This window comes from Thermococcus sp. (genome assembly GCF_027063845.1).
Classification (GTDB): domain Archaea; phylum Methanobacteriota_B; class Thermococci; order Thermococcales; family Thermococcaceae; genus Thermococcus.
Genome location: NZ_JAMOQU010000129.1, coordinates 15,422 through 33,115, shown reverse-complemented (window position 1 = coordinate 33,115; position 17,694 = coordinate 15,422). Strand labels below are relative to the sequence as shown.

20 protein-coding genes are annotated in these 17,694 nt (G+C 54.8%); 11 read left to right on the top strand and 9 right to left on the bottom strand.

Annotated elements, in window-relative coordinates:
- The first annotated feature begins 2 nt into the window (after positions 1 to 2).
- Entirely contained in the window at positions 3 to 701 is a 699-nt protein-coding gene (rnhB, locus tag MVO87_RS10935; protein ID WP_297515482.1) for a ribonuclease HII, read from the top strand.
- Here the strand turns inward: rnhB and MVO87_RS10930 are convergent.
- Entirely contained in the window at positions 673 to 2,088 is a 1,416-nt protein-coding gene (locus MVO87_RS10930; protein ID WP_297553138.1) for a dolichyl-phosphate-mannose--protein mannosyltransferase, read from the bottom strand. The two genes, rnhB and MVO87_RS10930, sit on opposite strands and share 29 nt — an antisense overlap.
- A 60-nt stretch (positions 2,089 to 2,148) precedes the next feature.
- Between MVO87_RS10930 and MVO87_RS10925 the strand changes: the two genes are divergently transcribed.
- A complete protein-coding gene (locus tag MVO87_RS10925; protein WP_297515491.1) occupies positions 2,149 to 3,300 on the top strand; it encodes a methyltransferase domain-containing protein in 1,152 nt (383 codons plus the stop codon).
- Here MVO87_RS10925 and MVO87_RS10920 read toward each other — a convergent pair.
- Positions 3,295 to 3,489: a PCNA-inhibitor gene (locus tag MVO87_RS10920; protein ID WP_297515494.1), complete on the bottom strand. Its 195-nt coding sequence runs from the start codon at positions 3,487 to 3,489 to the stop codon at positions 3,295 to 3,297. The two genes, MVO87_RS10925 and MVO87_RS10920, sit on opposite strands and share 6 nt — an antisense overlap.
- A gap of 116 nt (positions 3,490 to 3,605) precedes the next feature.
- Between MVO87_RS10920 and glmS the strand changes: the two genes are divergently transcribed.
- Positions 3,606 to 5,414, top strand: a complete 1,809-nt coding sequence (gene glmS, locus MVO87_RS10915) for a glutamine--fructose-6-phosphate transaminase (isomerizing) (protein ID WP_297553136.1) — start codon at positions 3,606 to 3,608, stop codon at positions 5,412 to 5,414.
- Positions 5,415 to 5,424: 10 nt separating this feature from the next.
- Positions 5,425 to 8,412, top strand: coding sequence for a peptide transporter (locus MVO87_RS10910; protein WP_297553149.1), 2,988 nt, complete (start codon positions 5,425 to 5,427; stop codon positions 8,410 to 8,412).
- Here MVO87_RS10910 and MVO87_RS10905 read toward each other — a convergent pair.
- The 3 genes from MVO87_RS10905 to MVO87_RS10895 are packed head-to-tail and all read right to left on the bottom strand — an operon-like array spanning position 8,388 to position 9,639.
- Positions 8,388 to 9,077, bottom strand: coding sequence for a class I SAM-dependent methyltransferase (locus MVO87_RS10905; RefSeq protein WP_297515254.1), 690 nt, complete (start codon positions 9,075 to 9,077; stop codon positions 8,388 to 8,390). The two genes, MVO87_RS10910 and MVO87_RS10905, sit on opposite strands and share 25 nt — an antisense overlap.
- A complete protein-coding gene (locus MVO87_RS10900; protein ID WP_297515249.1) occupies positions 9,077 to 9,358 on the bottom strand; it encodes an MTH1187 family thiamine-binding protein in 282 nt (93 codons plus the stop codon). The genes MVO87_RS10905 and MVO87_RS10900 overlap by 1 nt, the downstream gene beginning before the upstream one ends.
- Entirely contained in the window at positions 9,358 to 9,639 is a 282-nt protein-coding gene (locus MVO87_RS10895) for a ubiquitin-like small modifier protein 1 (protein ID WP_297515246.1), read from the bottom strand. Before MVO87_RS10895 ends, MVO87_RS10900 begins: the two co-directional genes overlap by 1 nt.
- A 72-nt stretch (positions 9,640 to 9,711) precedes the next feature.
- On the opposite strand from MVO87_RS10895, the gene MVO87_RS10890 reads away from it, so the two are divergent.
- Positions 9,712 to 10,455 (top strand): hypothetical protein, encoded by a 744-nt coding sequence (locus MVO87_RS10890; RefSeq protein WP_297515244.1) that lies wholly within the window; start codon positions 9,712 to 9,714, stop codon positions 10,453 to 10,455.
- On the opposite strand, the gene MVO87_RS10885 is transcribed toward MVO87_RS10890, so the two are convergent.
- Positions 10,421 to 11,092, bottom strand: coding sequence for an adenylate kinase (locus MVO87_RS10885; protein WP_297515241.1), 672 nt, complete (start codon positions 11,090 to 11,092; stop codon positions 10,421 to 10,423). The two genes, MVO87_RS10890 and MVO87_RS10885, sit on opposite strands and share 35 nt — an antisense overlap.
- 51 nt (positions 11,093 to 11,143) lie before the next feature.
- Between MVO87_RS10885 and MVO87_RS10880 the strand changes: the two genes are divergently transcribed.
- Positions 11,144 to 11,596 (top strand): single- stranded DNA-binding family protein, encoded by a 453-nt coding sequence (locus MVO87_RS10880; protein WP_297515257.1) that lies wholly within the window; start codon positions 11,144 to 11,146, stop codon positions 11,594 to 11,596.
- Here the strand turns inward: MVO87_RS10880 and trmY are convergent.
- Together trmY and MVO87_RS10870 are read right to left on the bottom strand one after the other, a co-directional pair.
- Positions 11,580 to 12,188 (bottom strand): tRNA (pseudouridine(54)-N(1))-methyltransferase TrmY, encoded by a 609-nt coding sequence (gene trmY / locus MVO87_RS10875; RefSeq protein WP_297515239.1) that lies wholly within the window; start codon positions 12,186 to 12,188, stop codon positions 11,580 to 11,582. The genes MVO87_RS10880 and trmY overlap by 17 nt on opposite strands.
- Position 12,189: 1 nt before the next feature.
- Positions 12,190 to 12,570, bottom strand: a complete 381-nt coding sequence (locus MVO87_RS10870) for a DUF2095 family protein (protein WP_297515236.1) — start codon at positions 12,568 to 12,570, stop codon at positions 12,190 to 12,192.
- A gap of 60 nt (positions 12,571 to 12,630) precedes the next feature.
- On the opposite strand from MVO87_RS10870, the gene MVO87_RS10865 reads away from it, so the two are divergent.
- Genes MVO87_RS10865 through MVO87_RS10855 form a run of 3 tightly spaced genes read left to right on the top strand, consistent with a single transcriptional unit; the run spans position 12,631 to position 14,086 of the window.
- Complete coding sequence (locus MVO87_RS10865; RefSeq protein ID WP_297515233.1) at positions 12,631 to 13,065, top strand: GIY-YIG nuclease family protein; 435 nt, start codon at positions 12,631 to 12,633, stop codon at positions 13,063 to 13,065.
- 4 nt (positions 13,066 to 13,069) lie between these two features.
- Entirely contained in the window at positions 13,070 to 13,264 is a 195-nt protein-coding gene (locus MVO87_RS10860) for an antitoxin family protein (RefSeq protein ID WP_297515229.1), read from the top strand.
- A gap of 48 nt (positions 13,265 to 13,312) precedes the next feature.
- Complete coding sequence (locus MVO87_RS10855) at positions 13,313 to 14,086, top strand: phosphoglycerol geranylgeranyltransferase (protein ID WP_297513325.1); 774 nt, start codon at positions 13,313 to 13,315, stop codon at positions 14,084 to 14,086.
- On the opposite strand, the gene MVO87_RS10850 is transcribed toward MVO87_RS10855, so the two are convergent.
- A complete protein-coding gene (locus tag MVO87_RS10850) occupies positions 14,083 to 14,322 on the bottom strand; it encodes a hypothetical protein (protein WP_342765124.1) in 240 nt (79 codons plus the stop codon). The two genes, MVO87_RS10855 and MVO87_RS10850, sit on opposite strands and share 4 nt — an antisense overlap.
- 142 nt (positions 14,323 to 14,464) lie before the next feature.
- Here MVO87_RS10850 and MVO87_RS10845 point away from each other — a divergent pair, with 142 nt between their 5' ends.
- Complete coding sequence (locus MVO87_RS10845) at positions 14,465 to 15,307, top strand: M55 family metallopeptidase (RefSeq protein WP_297513331.1); 843 nt, start codon at positions 14,465 to 14,467, stop codon at positions 15,305 to 15,307.
- A gap of 449 nt (positions 15,308 to 15,756) precedes the next feature.
- The gene (locus tag MVO87_RS10840) at positions 15,757 to 17,658 is read left to right on the top strand and encodes an aldehyde ferredoxin oxidoreductase family protein (protein WP_297513323.1); all 1,902 of its coding nucleotides are present in this window, start codon (positions 15,757 to 15,759) and stop codon (positions 17,656 to 17,658) included.
- Positions 17,659 to 17,694 lie beyond the last annotated feature (36 nt).

Genomic DNA, 17,694 nt, shown 5'->3' with positions numbered 1-17,694 from the left:
CTTTGGGGCGGAAGATAGCGGGCATCGACGAGGCAGGCAGGGGGCCTGTTATAGGCCCTATGGTCATCACGGCTATAGTCGTTGACGAGGATAACCTGCCGGGACTTGAGGAGCTCGGAGTCAAGGACTCAAAAAAATTGACGCCGAAGAGGCGCGAGAAGCTTTTCAACGAGATTCTAAGCCTTGCGGACGATTACGTCGTTCTAATACTCTCGCCAGAGGAGATAAGCTCCCGCGAGGGGACGCTCAACGAATTCGAGGTAGAGAACTTCGCGAAAGCCCTGAACTCCCTGAAGGTGAAGCCCGACATGATTTATGCCGATGCTGCCGACGTTGACGAGGAGCGCTTTGGGAGGGAGCTGAAGGAGAGGCTGGGGTTTAAAGCCGAAATCATAGCGAAGCACCGAGCCGACGCGCTCTTTCCGGTGGTTTCCGCCGCTTCAATCGTCGCAAAAGTAACCCGCGACAGGGAAATCGAGGGGCTGAAAGAGAAATACGGCGAAATCGGGAGCGGCTACCCGAGCGACCCGAGGACAAGGGCTTTCCTTGAGGAGTACTACAGGGAGCACGGTACCTTCCCACCGATTGTGCGGAGGGGATGGAAGACGCTGAAGAAGATTGAAGAGAGGCTCAGGGTGGAGATGGAAACCAAAAAGTCAAAGAAAGGCCAGCTCAGTCTTGAGGACTTTCTGGGGAGGTAGCTTTCTCAGAGCCAAGCTTTTGGAAGGCCCAGTCCTTGAACCCCTTCAGTTTCTCCCAGTAGAAGTCCAAGGAGCTTCTGAAGGCCTCCCACCTGAGGAGCTCGTTCAGGGCGACGCCAATGACAACAGAAGCCGGCGGAACGAGAACCGTTGCGTAGAAGCTGAACTGCGTCTTCCCGCCGAGGGCGTACTGGAGGGCGAAGAGGCCGATGGTGCTCCAGAAGACCATGAAGGGCGCGAGGATTCCGGGCTTTCTCCTGTGAAGCCAGGGCATCGCAAAGATTAGAACGACCATGCCGAGAAGGAGAACCGGGTCGGTGCTCGCGAAGACGTTGGGGTTGAAGTGGAAGGGAAAGGCCCTGTAGTTGATAAACCACTCCCAGAAGGGTGAGGTGTTCGGGTTCGGACCCTTGTAGCTGAGGTGCCACCTGAAGCTTCCAAGGAACTCCCTGAGCCAGGGAACGAAGCCTATCACTTTGATTATGGGGAGCTCCGGGAGCAGGAAAACGATGCCAGGAATTATGACGACAATTGAGAAGAACCTTACGAAGGACTTTTCCCTCTTGAGCGCCCTCCATAGGAGGACCGGCCAGCCGAAGGCACCGCTGAGCTTCGTTGCCCCGGCGAGGCCCAGGGATATTGAAGAGCCGAGCTCCATTTCGTAGGCCAGGGCGAGGACGAACAGCGCGACGAAAAACGCCACATGGATGTCAAGCATTGCCGCGACAGAGGTTGCCTGAAGCGTCGGGTCTGCAACCACGAAGGCGAGCGCTATGAGCGACGCAAGGTAGCTTTTACTTATCCTGTAAGCGGCCAGAACGACGAGGAGCTCTATGAGGGCGAACTCGATTATACCCGGGAGGCGCCAGTTGATTGGCTTGTCCCCGAGCAGAACCATGCTCAGCATTATGATGTCCTTTCCGAGGAATGGGTGCTCCGTGTTGAGGTAGTTCTGTATGTTCTCTTTATCAGGATACCTGAAGCCGGGGACGAGGTAGTAGCTCCCCTCGGGCAGCTGGGTCGAGAGCTTTTCAAGGAAATCCAGATACTCCTCCGCGGGAATCTCGTAGTAGACCCCGGGAAAGTTGTAGTACTCGATTCTAAGCCTCACACCACTGAAAGCCGCTATGGCATCGGCCGTGCTCAGGTACTTGAACTTGTCGCTCTCGTTTGCGAATATGAGGTTGACGCCGTAGGTGCCGTTGTGCTCGTAGGTAACGTTGACTCCGAGGAGGTGAAGGACGTTCCTGCTCGCGGGCACGTACCAGACCTCGTCGCCGATGTAGTCATTAAGACCCTCCTGAGAAGCGAAGTGATAGGCGAACCACACGGTACCGACCATCGTTAGGGCAACGATGAGCGTAAAAGCGGCCCTCTTCCAGTCCATTATTAACACCGCTCAAACTAAGCAGGCAACGTTTTTAAGCCTCTCTCCTTAGGCGAGAACATGTTGGCGGAAATCACCGAGGAGAAAGTCAGGGAAGCAATGGAGCTCATAAAGCGCGGTTTCGACGAGAAGAAGCTCCGCGCGAGGCTCGGCAAGAACTGGGAGCTCATAACAGAGATAGCGAGGGCGAGGATTAGGGCTAAAGATAAGTTCTCGCGCGACGACCTGTGGATGGACCTTGAAGGCCTCCGCTACGCCACCCACGAGGTGGTCGCAAAGTACCGTGCCGAGCGACTGAAAGAGTTTGGCGTTAAAAGTATCGCCGACGTCTCCTGCGGAATCGGAATCCAGCTCATCTTCTACGCGATGAAGGTCGAGAAAGCTTATGGAATAGACATAGAACCGCTCAAAATAGAGTTCGCGAGGAGGAATGCCGAGCGCTATGGAGTTACTAACATCGAGTTCATAAACGCAGATTCGCTAGCACCCGAAACCGTGGAGAAAATCGACGCGGAGGTAATCTTTTCCGACCCTGCCCGGCCTCCGGAGATGCCGGAAAGGAGGCTTGAAGACCTGCTCCCAAGCCCGCTGGAAATTTACAGGGTCTACAGCTCGAAGACCGACGCGTTCATATTCGATTTGCCCCCTCAGATGAGGCGTGAGAGGGTTCCCTGGAAAGGTGAGTTCGAGTACATTGATTTGCACAGCCACCTCAACAGGCTGACTTTCTACACCGAACCTCTCGCGAAAGCCGAGAGGAGCGCCGTAATCCTGCCCGCTGGCGTCAGGCTTGAGAGCGACCCGAACCTTGAGAAGGTCGTCGAGTGGACTGAAAAGCCCGGCCAGTACCTCTACGAAATCCCGCAGGCAGTGGATTACGCCGATTTGCTCAATGAGCTGTTCCACGTTCTCAACGGGGACGCAAAGATGCTCCTTCGCGAAAAGAGGCGTGTTCTGGCTACGGGCGACGAGCCGATTAAGAGTCCCTACCTCAAGAGAACCTATTCAGTCGTTGCCGTCCTGCCCTTCCACCCGGTCAGGATTAACGACCTCCTGAAGAGGGAAGGCTTTGGAAGGGCAACGCTGAAGATGAGCGTCCTGCAGGAGGAGTACTGGCGGATAAGGCGGAAGATAGAGGCAGGCTTGAAGGGCGATAGGAGGGCTTTCGTCTTCAAGGTCGGGGAGAAAGCGGTCATAGCCGAGGCGCTATAGCTCCTCTATCTTCGCGTTCCTAATCTTCTTTGAACCTATTCTCAGCCCTTTGAAATAGTTAACGTATTCCTCAGGGAGAAAAGAGTCGAGGTTCGTTGACTTCAGGCGTTTTTTCTTCCTTCTGGGCTTCTCATCGGATTTTATCCTGGGCTTCACGTCCCCGAGGAACTCGTCAAGCTTCCTGTTCATCCGCCCACCCACCGAAGATTGAAGCCGTTGTATAAAGGCTTTTCCCCGGTTCAACCTTCTTAGGAAAGCTTTTAACTTCATGGGTTTATCAGGGGAAAGAGTAAGGGGTGAGGATAATGTGTGGAATCATAGGCTACATCGGTGACAGAAAAGCCTGTGAAGTAATCGTCAAGGGTCTCAAAAGGCTCGAATACCGCGGTTACGATTCTGTTGGCGTTGTAACTGAGGAAAACGGGAAGCTGTACATCAAGAAGGGAGTTGGAAGCGTTGACGAGGTCACGAAGAGGTTAAAGCTCCTCGATATGCCCGGAAAGCGCGGTGTCGGGCACACCCGCTGGGCGACGCACGGCGTTCCGAACGATATTAACGCTCACCCCCAGAAGGACTGCACCGGAAAGATAGCGCTCGTCCATAACGGCATAATCGAGAACTTCGCGGAGCTGAAGAAGGAGCTGGTTGAGAAGGGCCACACCTTTGAGAGCGACACGGACACTGAGGTTATAGCCCATTTGATAGAGGAGGAGCTGAAATCGAGCGAGAACTTTGAAGAAGCCCTCAGAAAGGCCCTCCTGAAGCTTAAGGGTTCCTTTGCCCTTGGAATCGTTTACACGGGAGAGCCCGACAGGCTCTACTTCGTGAGGAACGAGAGCCCGCTCGTCCTTGGAATCGGTGAGGGCGAGAACTTCGCGGCGAGTGATGTTCCAGCTTTCCTCGAGTACACCAACAGGGTCGTCTTCCTCGACGACATGGAGTACGCAGTCGTTACGAAAGACTCGTGGGTCGTGAAGAGGCTCGAAACCGGCGAGAAAGTCGAGAAGGATGTCAAGACGATAGAGTGGACCCTTGAAATGGCTGAGAAAGAAGGTTTCTCCCACTTCATGCTCAAGGAGATATTTGAACAGCCGAGGGTTCTGAGGGATGCCATTCACGGGAACGCCAAGGTAATCGGAGATGTCGCAAAGGAGATAGCGGATTACGAGAAAATCTTCATCGTTGCGATGGGGACTTCCTATCACGCGGGCCTCGTGGGCAAATACCTCTTCCAGAGGCTTGCCAAAAAAATTCCAATCGTTGAGGACGCCAGCGAGTTCCGCTACGAGTTCGAGGACCTGATTGATGAAAACTCCCTCGTCATAGCGATAACACAGAGCGGTGAAACGGCCGACACGCTCGCGGCAATGAAGCTCGCGAAGAGAAAGGGGGCGAAAGTTCTGGCCATAGTCAACGTGGTCGGCAGTATGGCGACGAGGATAGCCGATTTAACGCTCTACACCCACGCGGGGCCTGAAATAGGCGTCGCGGCGACGAAGACCTACACGACACAGCTCGCCGTCTTGACCATGCTCGCCATCGAGCTGGCCAGAACCCTCGGAACTGCTGATGAGGAGTATCTCAAAGAACTTGAGGAAGGCTTGAGGAGAGTCCCAGACCTCATCGAGGACATCTTGAACCTGAACGAACCGCTCAGGGAGCTTGCAGAGGGGTTGAAGGACAGGGAGAACTTCTTCTACATAGGAAGGGGCATAGGCCTTCCGACGGCCCTTGAAGGCGCCCTAAAGCTCAAGGAGATAAGTTACATCCACGCCGAGGGATTGAGCGCGGGCGAGCTCAAGCACGGGCCGTTGGCGTTGATTGAGGACGGCATCCCGGTCGTGGCGATAGCACCGAACGGGAAGACCTTTGACAAAATGCTGGGTAACATCGAGGAGGCCAAGGCGAGGGGGGCACACATAATAGCCCTCGGCTCCTCCGAAAGGTTGCGCGAGGTCTCGGATGCGTTTATCGAGATGCCAGACCTTGATGAGACCCTCACCCCGATTCCCTACATCCTCCCGCTCCAGCTTCTGGCTTATCACCTTGCCGTGCTGAGGGGCAACGACCCCGACAAGCCGAGGAACCTTGCCAAATCCGTTACGGTTGAATGAGGTGGTGCGAATGAAGACAGACGTTAAAGAAAAAAGGAAACGTAAGGGGGCCAAAGCAGAGCTCTCCAAGTTTTACGTCCTTTTCAGGGAGTACGGGTTGCCGATTATAGTGCTCCTCTTCGCGTACGTTGGCTACAAGATAAGGGCGGTCACTTCGAGCTACAAGACGTTCCTCGACCCGGACACCTTCTTCCACTTTGAGATGTACAAGCTGGCAATCCACGAGTGGATTCCCAAGTATTACGCCTACGCCGAGCCCCCGATGGGCATAAAGGCCAGCGGTTACCTGGCGCTCTACACGATGCAGGCGCTCTTCTACAAGATAACCCACGCCCTCTTTGGCTGGAGTGAGCTCCAGGCCTTCAAGGTCTGGCCACCGTTCGTCGGCGCGATGATAATCATAGCCGTCTTCCTCGTCGGCAGGAAGCTCCACTCAAACTGGGCCGGCTTCTGGGGAGCAGGCTTAATGATGGGCTTCTACGGAGCAATAACAAAGACTTACTCCGGAAACAACCGTGGTGAAGGGCCCTTCATGATGTTCTTCCTCTTCGCGTTCTACTTCCTGCTCGTTTACCTCGACGAAAAGGAGTGGAACTGGAAGAAAATAGCCGGTGCAGTGGCGTTCCTCATACTCAGCCCGATTTACATGGGAGTCTGGACAGGTAGTCCGCTCGGCGTCATGATTTTCCTTGCAACCGGTGCAGTTGTCCCGGTCGTGTTCTTCGCATTCGGAAAGATAAAAGAGCTCAGGCGCTTCGTCTTCGAGTATTACCCGATACTCGGCGTCTCAATAGTCCTCGGACTCATCGGGGCCCACGTTGGGTTCGTTGGAATAAAGAACTTCCTAATATTCTCCCTTGAGGTTCTCCTCGCGATGGTGGCCCTCGCTCTGGTTATGCTCTACGGCGAGAGGGTCGGCCTCAACTACTCCGACTTAGCTCACAGGCTCGGAACCGTTATCGGCGTCTCGATAGCGGGATTCCTTGCGATATACGCCTACTTCGGAAAGGACCTCTTCAACTTCCTCAAAGCGGCGACGCGTTCGACCCCGCTCTACCAAACTGTTGCCGAGCTCCAGGGTCTCAGCTGGAGCCAGGTCATCAAGACCTTCAGCCTCAAACCCGTTTACAGGAACGGTATCGTCGTCAAGGGCGACAGTATAATATTCCTCCTCTCAATAGCCGGCCTCGTTGTCCTCCTCTGGAGGTTCTACAGACACGTTAAGGAGGGAAGCTACGAGCTCTACAAGGACTTCATGCCGATATTCTACTACTTTGGCGTCCTTTACCTCTTCCAGCAGGCCGTCAGGTTCTCTTTCCAGGCCTCTGGCGCGGTCATACTCCTCGCGGGCATCGCCCTCGGGGAGGCCTTCATCTTTGTGGAGAACATGAAGGACACGACCACAACGAAGACCCTCTACGCGCTCTTCCTGGTGTTGATTCTCTTCCCGATGCCATACATAAGCGCCGACTATTCCTACACCAACCAGAAGCTCATGATGAACAGCTACCGCACCATAAACCCCGAAATGCCCGGTAGCGTGCCGGAAGCTTGGACGGACGCCCTGTTCTGGCTCAGGAACAACAGCGACCCATACTCAACAGTGCTCAGCTGGTGGGACTACGGCTACTGGGAGGAGTCAAGCCTGCTCAGCCACAGGAGGGCCGTTAGCGACGGTGGTCACGGCTACGACAGGAGGTACATAATTGCCAAGTTCTTCTCACACTACGGTGCGAAGGGTGAGGTCGACCTTGAGGCCTGGGAGAACAGGTACGTAATAACCTTCCTCGACCCATTTGACGGCCAGAGCGACTTCGGCAAGTTCGGCGCCATTGCCTACCTTGGAGGTGCAATAACCCACGGCGAGAGCTTTGGAATGTTTGGCTACGTCCCGGCCCAGAACATCCTCATCCAGAACAACACCGTCTACGTCAACCTCGGCAACAACCAATACATGAAACCCAAGATGACCATTGACCTCGTCAACGGGCACTTCTACAAGGCCAACGGAAGCGCCTCGCCCTACGTACTTTACGTCGTTCCTTACAAGACCTCCAACAACCAGCTTTATCCCGTCGGAATCCTCGCCTACGAGAAGATAGCCTTCAGCAACTACGTGAGGCTTGCACTTCACCTCCCGTATTCGATTAACGAGTGGGACGCCCAGAAGCTCTTTGCCAACTTCAAGCTCGTATACACCGGCTACAACGGCTACCTCAAGAGGCAGGGAATCTACGACCCGAGCGTCAGGGTCTACGAGTTCACCCCCTTCGCGATATACAGGATGGACTTCCTCCAGAACGGAACCTGGAAGCCGTTCTACAGCACTATGGCCGGAGGAAAGCCCCCCCTCGGCAATCAGACGCTCAGGCTCTGGATTTCGGCCTTTGGAAGGGACGTCAAGGACGGCACCATAATCTTCGAGGCCTACAACGGAACGGAGCTCGTCGAGAGGAAGGTCGTTGCAGAGAACGTCAACATAAACCACCTCAACGAGACCCCAGTTGAGGTTCACCTCTACGTACCCAACGCCACCAAGTACCGCTTCCTCCTCGTCCAGGACGGCCCGGTCGGTGTTACGAACGGCCCGGTCTACGTTGACGGAAAGCTTGCGAATCCAAGCTGGGTTCTCGGGCCCGGTCAGAGCGGAACGATTAAGCTCACCGAGGCCTTTGAGGGGGACTACACTAACGTTGAGTTCACCCTCAGGGGCGTCGTCTACTACTACGTAGCCCCCAACGGCCCGGACATATACAAGCCGGACTTCTACCTCGAACCGCACATGGACATCGTGGGCTACATCCCGGTGAAGACCATCCCGAGCGTCAAGAAGGGCGACAACGTAATCACCGGAAAGGCAAGCGTCCCCGAGGACTTCATTGATAGCTACATAAACGAGCTTAAGAAGAAGTACGGCGACAAGGTCGTCATCGTCAGCAAGAGGATTGAGCCGATATTCATCGCTAAGAAGACCTACGTCCTCTGGGAGGGGAGCTGAGCTTTCTCCCCTCTAACCGCTATGAAGGCCCCAAGCCCCTTACATTTTTTGTAACATTTCTTATCCACTTTCTCCGCGAGGCCAAGGAACGGCCAGAACGAGGGAAAGAATATAACCCCGGCGCTCTCAACTTTCTCGAAGCCGGCGTTTCTGAGAAGTTCTTCAAGCTCCTTTGGCGTGTAAAAGCGCGCGTATCTGTAAGCGGTCTCGATGAGGAGGCTCTTCAGCCGTTTGAATAGAAACCAGAGGCTCCGCCCGTTCATCGTTCCTATCAGGACTTCCCCTCCAGGCTTCAAAACGCGATGGATTTCCCTTAAAACCTTCTCAGGCTCGTGAATGAACTCGAACATCGTGACGCTGAGAACGAGGTCAAAGCTTTCATCGGGAAAGGGAAGTGAGTAGGCGTCTCCTTTGACGCAGTTAAGACCCTTCGAGCGCGCTATTCTGAGCATTCCCTCGCTCGCGTCGAGACCGATTACGTCAAAGCCCCTCATTTTAAGCTCAAGGGTGTAGTTGCCCGTTCCACAGCCGAGGTCCAAAGCTCTGCCGGATTTCGTCCTGAGCATCGAGAAGACGAGCCACTTTTCTATTCTATCCACGTATTGGCCTGTCTTTGTTCTGTACCAGTCGTCGTATCTGCTCGCTATCCTGTCGAAGTACTCCATCAAAACTTCACCTTGCCCTCGATTGTCAGCTTCTTGTCGGTTCTGTCGTCTATCCTCAAGCTTATGACTACGCGCTTTGCTCCAGCCTTCAAAATCGCCTCGTGGCACTTCTTCACCAGCTCAAGGATTTCGTCTATCGAGCCCTCGACGACAGTCCCCATCGGGCAGAGCTGGTATTTGAGCCCGCTCTCCTCGATTACTTGGATAACGGGTTTAAGGTACTCGCCGACGCTCGGACTTCCCGTTCCGAGGGGAAAGATGCAGAGTTCCGCGACGGCCATCAGCCACCACCCGCCGGCGGGAAGATGTGCACCTCGTCATCGTCCTTGAGTTCGGTGTCAAGGCCGTCCAGGTGGAGGATGTTATAGCCGTTGACTAAAATCATGCCGTCTATCGGCTTGTTCGGCCCAACGCGCGGGCTCTCAAGGAGTTCCTTTTTAATCTCGGGGCTGTAGTGCTCGGCGAGGTAGTCTATGAGCTCCCTCACTGTTTTCACGCCGTGAACCTCAACCTCCTTCTTTCCAATGAGCTCGCGAAACGTAGCGTAGAACCTCACCCTCATTAGACACACCTAAGGTTAATGGATGGAAACCCTTAAAGCAATTTCCACTTACTATTTTAAGGTGGCGAGAAAGTGCTGAACGTAGAGCCCGGAGAATATTACTCAATCGTTGATAAGCTGTTTGCATCGAGGATAGTTGAGGCAGTCGAACCACTCGGTGCAAGCGTTGAGAGAATTGACGCTAAAATCAGGCACGAGGGAAGGGTTCTCTTCTTGAGCTTCGAGGTTGAGGTTGTCCAGCACAGCCTCACCGGGATAGTGGACCTGGAAACCGTTATCCAGGGAATCGTTGAGAAGCTCATTCAAAAAGCCAACTCATCCTTTGGAAAGCTCTACGGGGTTGTGTTTGCCCTTGAGTCACTTAAGGTCAGGGAAAACGTGCCGAGGGGAACCGAAAAAACCGAGGTCAAGCTCGTGGTCAGCGGTCCGCCCGAACTGGAGGATTCCCTTCGCAGGCTCGGGAGGGGTTTAATGATAACCCTGAAGGACTGGGGAGTGCCTATCTCATCCCTAACCGTAACAACGGACCTTGTTTCTCCAAAAGTTGTCTCCATCGTCCTCAGGCTCACCAAGAAAATGAGCGAGGTCGAGAAGGATACCCTTAGGGACGCCGTTGAGGCTAAGGCCAGAAACTACGCAAAGGCGCTCCTGCCCGAAAACCTCGAGGTTCAGGTCAAGGTTCTCGACCCGAGCGACAGGAAAATCGCCCAAGTCATGAAGCGCGTAAAGAATATAGAGAAGGAAATAGAGATGCTAACGCAGGACGAAGAAATCAGAAAGCTCATGGAAGCTTTAGGGAAGTCTCCCTCGCCCTGATATAGTCGAGCAACGGCTGAATCCTCTTCCAGACCTCCTCAACACTACCCTCACCGTCAACCCTCACGTATATCCCCTTGTTGCGATAGAACTTTATTATCGGCTCCATGTTCTTCGTGTAGATTCTGTACCTCCGCTCGACAACCTCACGCCTGTCATCCCGTCTCTGAATCAGCTCCGAGCCGCAGACGTCGCAGATTCCGGGCTTTTTGGGTGGGTTGTATTTGACGTGGTAAACTGCGCCACAGTTCGGACAGATTCTCCTTCCGCTTATCCTCTCGACACTGGTTTCAAGGTCTATGAAAATCTCAAGGGCCAGGTCAAGCCTTATCCCGTGGTCGTATAGGTAGCTCTCAAGGGCCAAGACCTGCTCCGGAGTCCTTGGATAGCCGTCGAGGATGAAGTTCTCCCTCTGGCGCCTCAGCTTGGATATTATGAGCGTGTTCACAATCGTATCAGGAATCAGCTCACCCCTGCTCAAGTAGGCTTCCATCTCCTTCCCTATCGGCGTTCCGCGCTCTATTTCGCGCCTTATCAGGTCGCCCGAAGAAATATACGTCAGACCGTAGCGCTCCACTATCCTGCGGGAATGCGTGCTCTTTCCGCTTCCGGGAGGGCCAAAAATCAGAATGTTCACCGCGCACCACCATTAAACATTTATGCACATAAGTTGAATAAACTTTTGGTGATGGCCGTGAAGCTGAGCACCGGCTACGTCCGCGCGAGCGGTTATGCCCACAAGGTAAGGCGCGTTCTATTTGCTCTCGCCAGAAAGAAGGTCGAGCCGAAGGAGATTATACGCGCCTCTGCCGAGCTCAACCAGAGGATTTTCGAGGAGTTCCAGAGGCTCAACGTCTCGAAGGAGGACGTTGTAAGGATTACCGTCGAATTCCAAATCAAGGACGGCTCGATAGTCTGGGACTACGACTCGCTCAGGATTGAGGTCTACAGGAAGGGTGAAGAGGAGAGGCTCGCGAAGGCGATGGAAGAAGTGGAGGAGCGCGAGAGAGAACTGGAGGAGAAGATTAGGGCCATCGAGGAGGTCGCCCTCAACCTCAAGAAGCTCACGGACGAGCTAATCGAGAGGATTGAGGAGCTCAAGCAGGAGCACACCTCCCTCAAGCTCAGGGCGGAGGAGTGAGCGAGTCGAGGAATATGTTGACGTAGGCAACGACGTGCGAAGCAAGGTAACTCTTTTTCCCGACGCTCACCTTTTCCGCTATCCCCTCCAAGAATGCTTCGTCCTCCCGGCTCAGTCCCTCGTGGTCGCCGAGGATGAAGGCGACGTTTCTTCCGAAGGAAACCTTCTCTATCGGCTTTCCTTCCTCATGGAGGTAGTAGAGCCTTGAGTTCTTGAGCGTCAGTCTGATGACGTCTTCAAAAGTCCTGTTGCTGACGTAGAGGCCGGGGTAAACCTCAACCTCCTTCCCTGGCTCCTTCAGCCCTTCACCGGCCTTGAGGGCCTTCATTATGAGCTTCGCCGTGCTTCTCTCGTCAGGGTTGAGGCGAACTTTAAGCTGGGGCCCCTCGAAGCGTATCGCCTTCGGCGGGTTCGGCGGACCGTACAGGAGGAGCCAGACGCGCACGTTCTTTCGAAAGCCGTGCGAGAGAAGGAAGGCGGAGTTTAGAAACCGGCAGAGAACGTCTATCCTCCCGCTCGTGCCAGGTAAATCGCTCAGCTTGAAGTCGGGGCTCGTTCTGGCCTTGTTGGCCTTGATTATAAAGGTTCTCAACTCACCCCCTCCCGTGCCTCTCGTACCAGCCCCACTCCTTCTTCGGCCCGAAGGCCCTCACTCCCTTCTTGGCGAGCGTTATCCTCAGTTCTTTCGCAATCTCAGGCGTTATCTCGCCTCTGCTCTCCATCCAGTTGATTATCTCCAAAGCTTCATCGTCGGTCTCACATCTCCGGAGGAAGTCTATGACCGTCGGCTCGTAGCCGGCAAAGCTCCTCGGCTCGGCCTCTAACTCCCCTTCCTCCTCGTCGGCCCTAAAGGCCTCTATGGGAACTCCTCCTTCCCCAAGCTCCTTCGCGAGGGCAGGGAAGCGTTTTTCGAACTCCTCTTTATCATATTCCTGCCACGCGAAGTCGTCAACTGGTTTCTTCTTCCGCTCCATAGGCACACCGATTGGGTTAACGGCAGTGGGCTTATAAACCCCACCCCGAAAGGGGAGAGCATGAAGGGCTCGTACTTTCTCGTCATCAGGCTCGAGGAAGGGAGAAGTATTCGCACGAAGGGGAAAGCCTTCGAGCTCAAGCCTGGTTACTACGTTTACGTCGGTTCGGCAATGAACTCCCTCGAAAAGCGCGTCGCGAGGCACTTCCGGCGGGAGAAAAGGTTGCACTGGCACATTGACTACCTCCTCAAGGAGGCCAAGCTCCTGCGGGCCTACCTCATCCCGAGCGAGGTGAAGCTTGAGGAAAAACTCTCGCGCGAGGTTTCCCGCTTTGGTGAGCCAGTTCTTGGCTTCGGTGCAGGCGACGTTAAGGTGAGCACGAACCTCTATCGCTTTGAAAACGAGCCGGACGAAGCCCTGAGGGCAATCCTCGATAAGCTCGGACTGGGCTGGAAAATCGTTAAAAGCGAAGAAGACATAGGGAAAATATGGTGATTATATGACAGTCATCGAGGCCGTCTACGACGGCGAGACTTTCAGGCCCCTGAGGAAGGTAAACCTCCCAAAGGGGGCGAAGGTCAAAGTAATCGTCGGTGAGACGATATGGGATTTGCTTGAGGAGATTGAGGGAATTCCCGTTGATGCAAACGTCGAGGAAGTGCTCAAAGATGTCAGGGGACGAAAGCGGTTCTGATTTCATAACGTTCACTGTGATGATTAAAGAATTTTTGGAGGGATAAAAATGCTTGAAATTGGAAAGGTTGAGCGCTACATTCACGAGAAGCTGAAGAAGGAGAAGCTCCACTTCGTTCTCCTCGACCCGGACGACGTTTCGCCGGAAACGGCCGGAAAGATAGCAGAGATGAGCGAGGCTATAGGCGTTGACGCGATAATGGTCGGCGGTTCAACCGGGGCCGAGGGAGAGGTCCTCGACAGCGTCGTTAAGGCAATAAAAGAGTCCTCAAGCTTACCTGTAATCCTCTTTCCCGGCTCACACGGCGGGATAAGCAGGTACGCTGACGCGATATTCTTCATGAGCCTCCTCAACTCGAGGAACCCCTTCTTCATAACGGGCTCCCAGGCGTTGGGAGCATTTACCGTCAAGCGCTACGGAATAGAGCCGATTCCGATGGCCTACCTGATAATCGAGCCCGGTGAAACGGTCGGCTGGGTTGGAGATGCAAAGCCGATACCGAGGCACAAGCCGAAGATTGCCGCCGCTTACGCCTTAGCCGGCCAGTACCTCGGTATGCGCCTCGTTTACCTCGAAGCGGGTAGCGGTGCCCCACAGCCGGTTCCGCCCGAGATGATTGCCCTCGTTAAGAAGGTCATAGACGTTCCGCTCATCGTTGGGGGTGGCATAAGGACCGGGGAGCAGGCGAGGAGGGCAGTTGAAGCGGGGGCTGACATCATCGTTACCGGAACTGCGGTAGAAAAGGCCGGCTCAATCGAGAAAGCAAGGGAAAAGCTGGAAGAGCTCAACTCGGGAATTAAAGAAGCAGTGAAGAACCACTAAGCCTCGGAGAGCACCTTGAATGAGACCTTTCCGTTCTTTATAAGCTTCTTGAGCTCCTGGATGAGTTCTTTACTCCCGATGAGCTCCATCCTGACCTCGGACATGCCGGTCGCGTCGGGCGGGTGGAAGTGTATGTCCCTAATCCTGCCACCGACCTTTGAGAGAAGACAGCCAAGAATGCTCCCCCTTTCCTTGTAGGGGAGCCTCATGTTAACTTCAAGGATTTGCATACCCATCACCGTTTTATTCTTTGAAAGAAGTCCTATAAAACCTTTTTCATGAGCGAGGATTATCGACCGTCGTCAAAAATATTCCCGACAGTTATCGAACTTCGTTAGATTTTTATCTCAGCGCTTCTATATTTCTCTGGTGATACCTGTGAGAGCATTTATCTCTCTCGACCTTGAAGGGCTACCTCATATCGTCAGCAGGGAGCACCTCTTCGTGAAGGGTGCCCTCTATGCGGAAGCAAGGAAGATAGCGACCGAAGTTGTAAGGGTCGTCGCTGAGGAACTCCACGAGCTCGGAGTTGACGAGGTTGTCATAGCGGACAGCCACGGCCCGATGGTTAACATCCTCATAGACGAAACTCCCGACTACGTCAGGCTCGTCCGGGGCTTTCCGAGGCCGTTGAGCATGGTCGCCGGGGCGAAGGGCTCGGACTTCGCCATCTTCCTCGGCTACCACGCCAAGGCCGGAACCGGCGGGGCAACCTTTGACCACACCTACAGCAGTGCGACCGTTGACAGGCTTGAGATAAACGGCGTCGAGGTCAGCGAGACGCTTCTCAACTCCTACCTGCTCGGCGAGTGGAACGTTCCGGTTGCAATGGTAGCTGGAGACAAAGCGCTGATAGAAACGGACGTGAAGACTCACCTTCCCTGGGTGGTCGGCGTTCCGCTGAAGGAGAGCCTCGGCAGGTATTCGGCAGTGAGCCCTGGAATGGAGGGGATAAAGAAGCTCCTCCGCGAAGGAACCATTGAGGCCTTCAGGCGCGTTGAGCGCGGTGAGGTTAAGTCCCTGGAAACCGAGAAGCCGGTCGAGGTCAAGCTCCGCTTCCTCAACAGCGCCTACGCGGAAGTCGCCGGACTGTTGCCCTTCGTCGAGAGGCTCGACGGAAAGACCGTCCGCTTCGAGGCAAAGAACGTTGAGGAGGCCTACAAGACAGTTGAGGTACTCATATTTGCTTCCGCTGGTGTCAGCTCGATAGTGAACCGCTAACGATTTAAGAAGAAGCCAGTAACTTAAACTGCCCCCGGGAAACCGCGGGGGATGAGCGCCTCGGCGAGCCGTGAGTCCCCTTCGCTCCCCGGGGGCACAGCCACAAACTTCGCCTGCGCAAAGTTTCATCAAAGTTTGTGATTCCTTTTGAAAAGACAGATTTAGGGAGTTTTGACTTCTTTCTTTAAACCCAAAATTCTTTTCCTAGGCAGATGTCAGAGATTCACTCTTAAGAGCATACTTTTAAAGTGGAGCTAACACCGCACCGGTTGCATTTTAAAGTGAGCTCAGGGTTCCAATGAAACTCAGACAAACAAAATTCCCAACACAATGTACATGAAAGTTCGCTCAAGTTAACGAATGGACTTAACTCCCCCAGTTTTGTCAAATGTACCCCTTTTCGAAGCCCTTATATTCCCCTTCCCGAAAAATCTTCGAGGTGGTATCGTATGGAAGCCAAGGGTGGCTATTGGGGAAAGATTCTGAGGGTCAACCTGACGACAGGAGAGATTAAGGTCGAGCCCCTCCCGGAGGAGTTCCCGAGGAAGTATCTCGGCGGCGTTGGTTTTGGAACGAGACTTCTCTACGATGAGGTTCCCGCAAAGGTAGACCCCCTCGGACCGGAGAACAAGATGATTATAACTCCCGGTCTCTTCGTTGGCACCGGAATCGGAACCGGCTCAAAGACCGCGTTCAACTTCAAGAGCCCCCTCACCGGCGGTTACGGCCGTTCGATGGCTGGTGCCAAGATGGGTGAGGAGCTTAAGAAGGCCGGCTACGACATCCTCATTATCGAGGGCAAGAGCGAGGAGCCCGTTCTTCTCGTAATCGAGGATGATAACGTCAAGCTCGTTCCGGCAAACGAGTACTGGGGCCTCACCACCGGCGAGGCGAGAAAGAAGGCCAAGGAGGAGTATCCGGGCTTCGCCACCGCTTTCATTGGCCCCGCTGGAGAGAACCTCAGCCTCATCTCAATCATAGACACCGACGAGAGGCAGGCCGCTCGCGGTGGCCCCGGTGCCGTCCTCGGAAGCAAGAAGCTCAAGGGAATCGTCGTCAAGGGAACCAAGAAGATACCGATTGCCGAGCCTGAGAAGCTCCGCGAGCTCATCAAGAAGTGGGCGCTCGTCTTCAAGGACCACCCCGCGACCAAGGCGGACATGGAGTACGGAAGCGGTGAGTTCCTCGACTGGATGAACAGGGAGAGGGGAACCTTCCCGACCAGGAACTGGCAGATGGGCTTCTTCAAGAAGGCCTACGAGAAGGCCAAGGAGGAGGGCAGGGAGCACATCTACATAGACCCCTACTACTGGGCTCCCAAGTACCGCGTCGGAAGGAGGCCGTGCCCGCTCTGTAACAAGCCGTGCAGCCAGTACGTCAAAGTCGAGAGCGAGAAGTGGGGCACCTTCATGGTGGACGGCCCCGAGTACGAAACCCTCTACTCCTTCGGCGGAGTCCTTGAGATAGACGACTTCGAGACCGTCGCGTATCTCAACTACCTCGCTGACGAGCTCGGTCTCGACACGATTTCAGCGGGTGTCACAATCGCCTGGGCCATGGAGGCCTACGAGCGTGGACTTCTCACCAAGGAAGAGGCGGACGGCCTTGAGCTGACCTTCGGCAACGGCGAGGCCGCTGTGGAGGCGCTCAAGAAGATGGCCTACCGCGAGGGTAACCTCGGAAAGCTTCTCGCCGACGGTGTCAAAAGGGCAAGCGAGAGGCTCGGCAGGGGAAGCGAGAAGTTCGCGCTCCACGTCAAGGGCATGGAGCCCCCAGCGTACGACGTCAGGGGAATCAAGGGAATGGCGCTCGCCTTCGCGGTCAACGTCCGCGGTGCCGACCACCTCACGAGCGGTGCCTACGGAACCGAGCTCGTTGGCAAGTGGTGGAAGTTCGAGGGCGTTGACAGGACCAAGGGCGAGAACAAGGGATTCGAGATTGCCTTCCACGAGAACCTCATGGCTATCTACGATGCAACGGGAACGTGCAAGTTCTCAAGGCACATGTACTTCCTCGAGGGCTTCCCCGAGCTCGTCGAGGCTGTCACAGGCATGAACATCGGCGAGGCCGAGCTGATGGTCATCGGCGAGAGGATAATGAACATCGCAAGGGCATTCAACGTCCGCGAGGGCTTCGGCAGGAAGGATGACACCCTACCTTACAGGATTATGTGGGAGCCGATTCCCGAGGGGCCGAGCAAGGGCCTCCACGTCCCGCCGTGGGAGCTCGACAGGATGCTTGACGAGTACTACCAGGCTCGCGGATGGAGCAGGGACGGAATCCCGACCAAGGCCAAGCTCATGGCCCTCGACCTGCCAGACATCGCGGACGACATTGGAGCGGGAATCTGATTTCCCGTCCTTTATTTTGTACCTCTTTTTTCCACA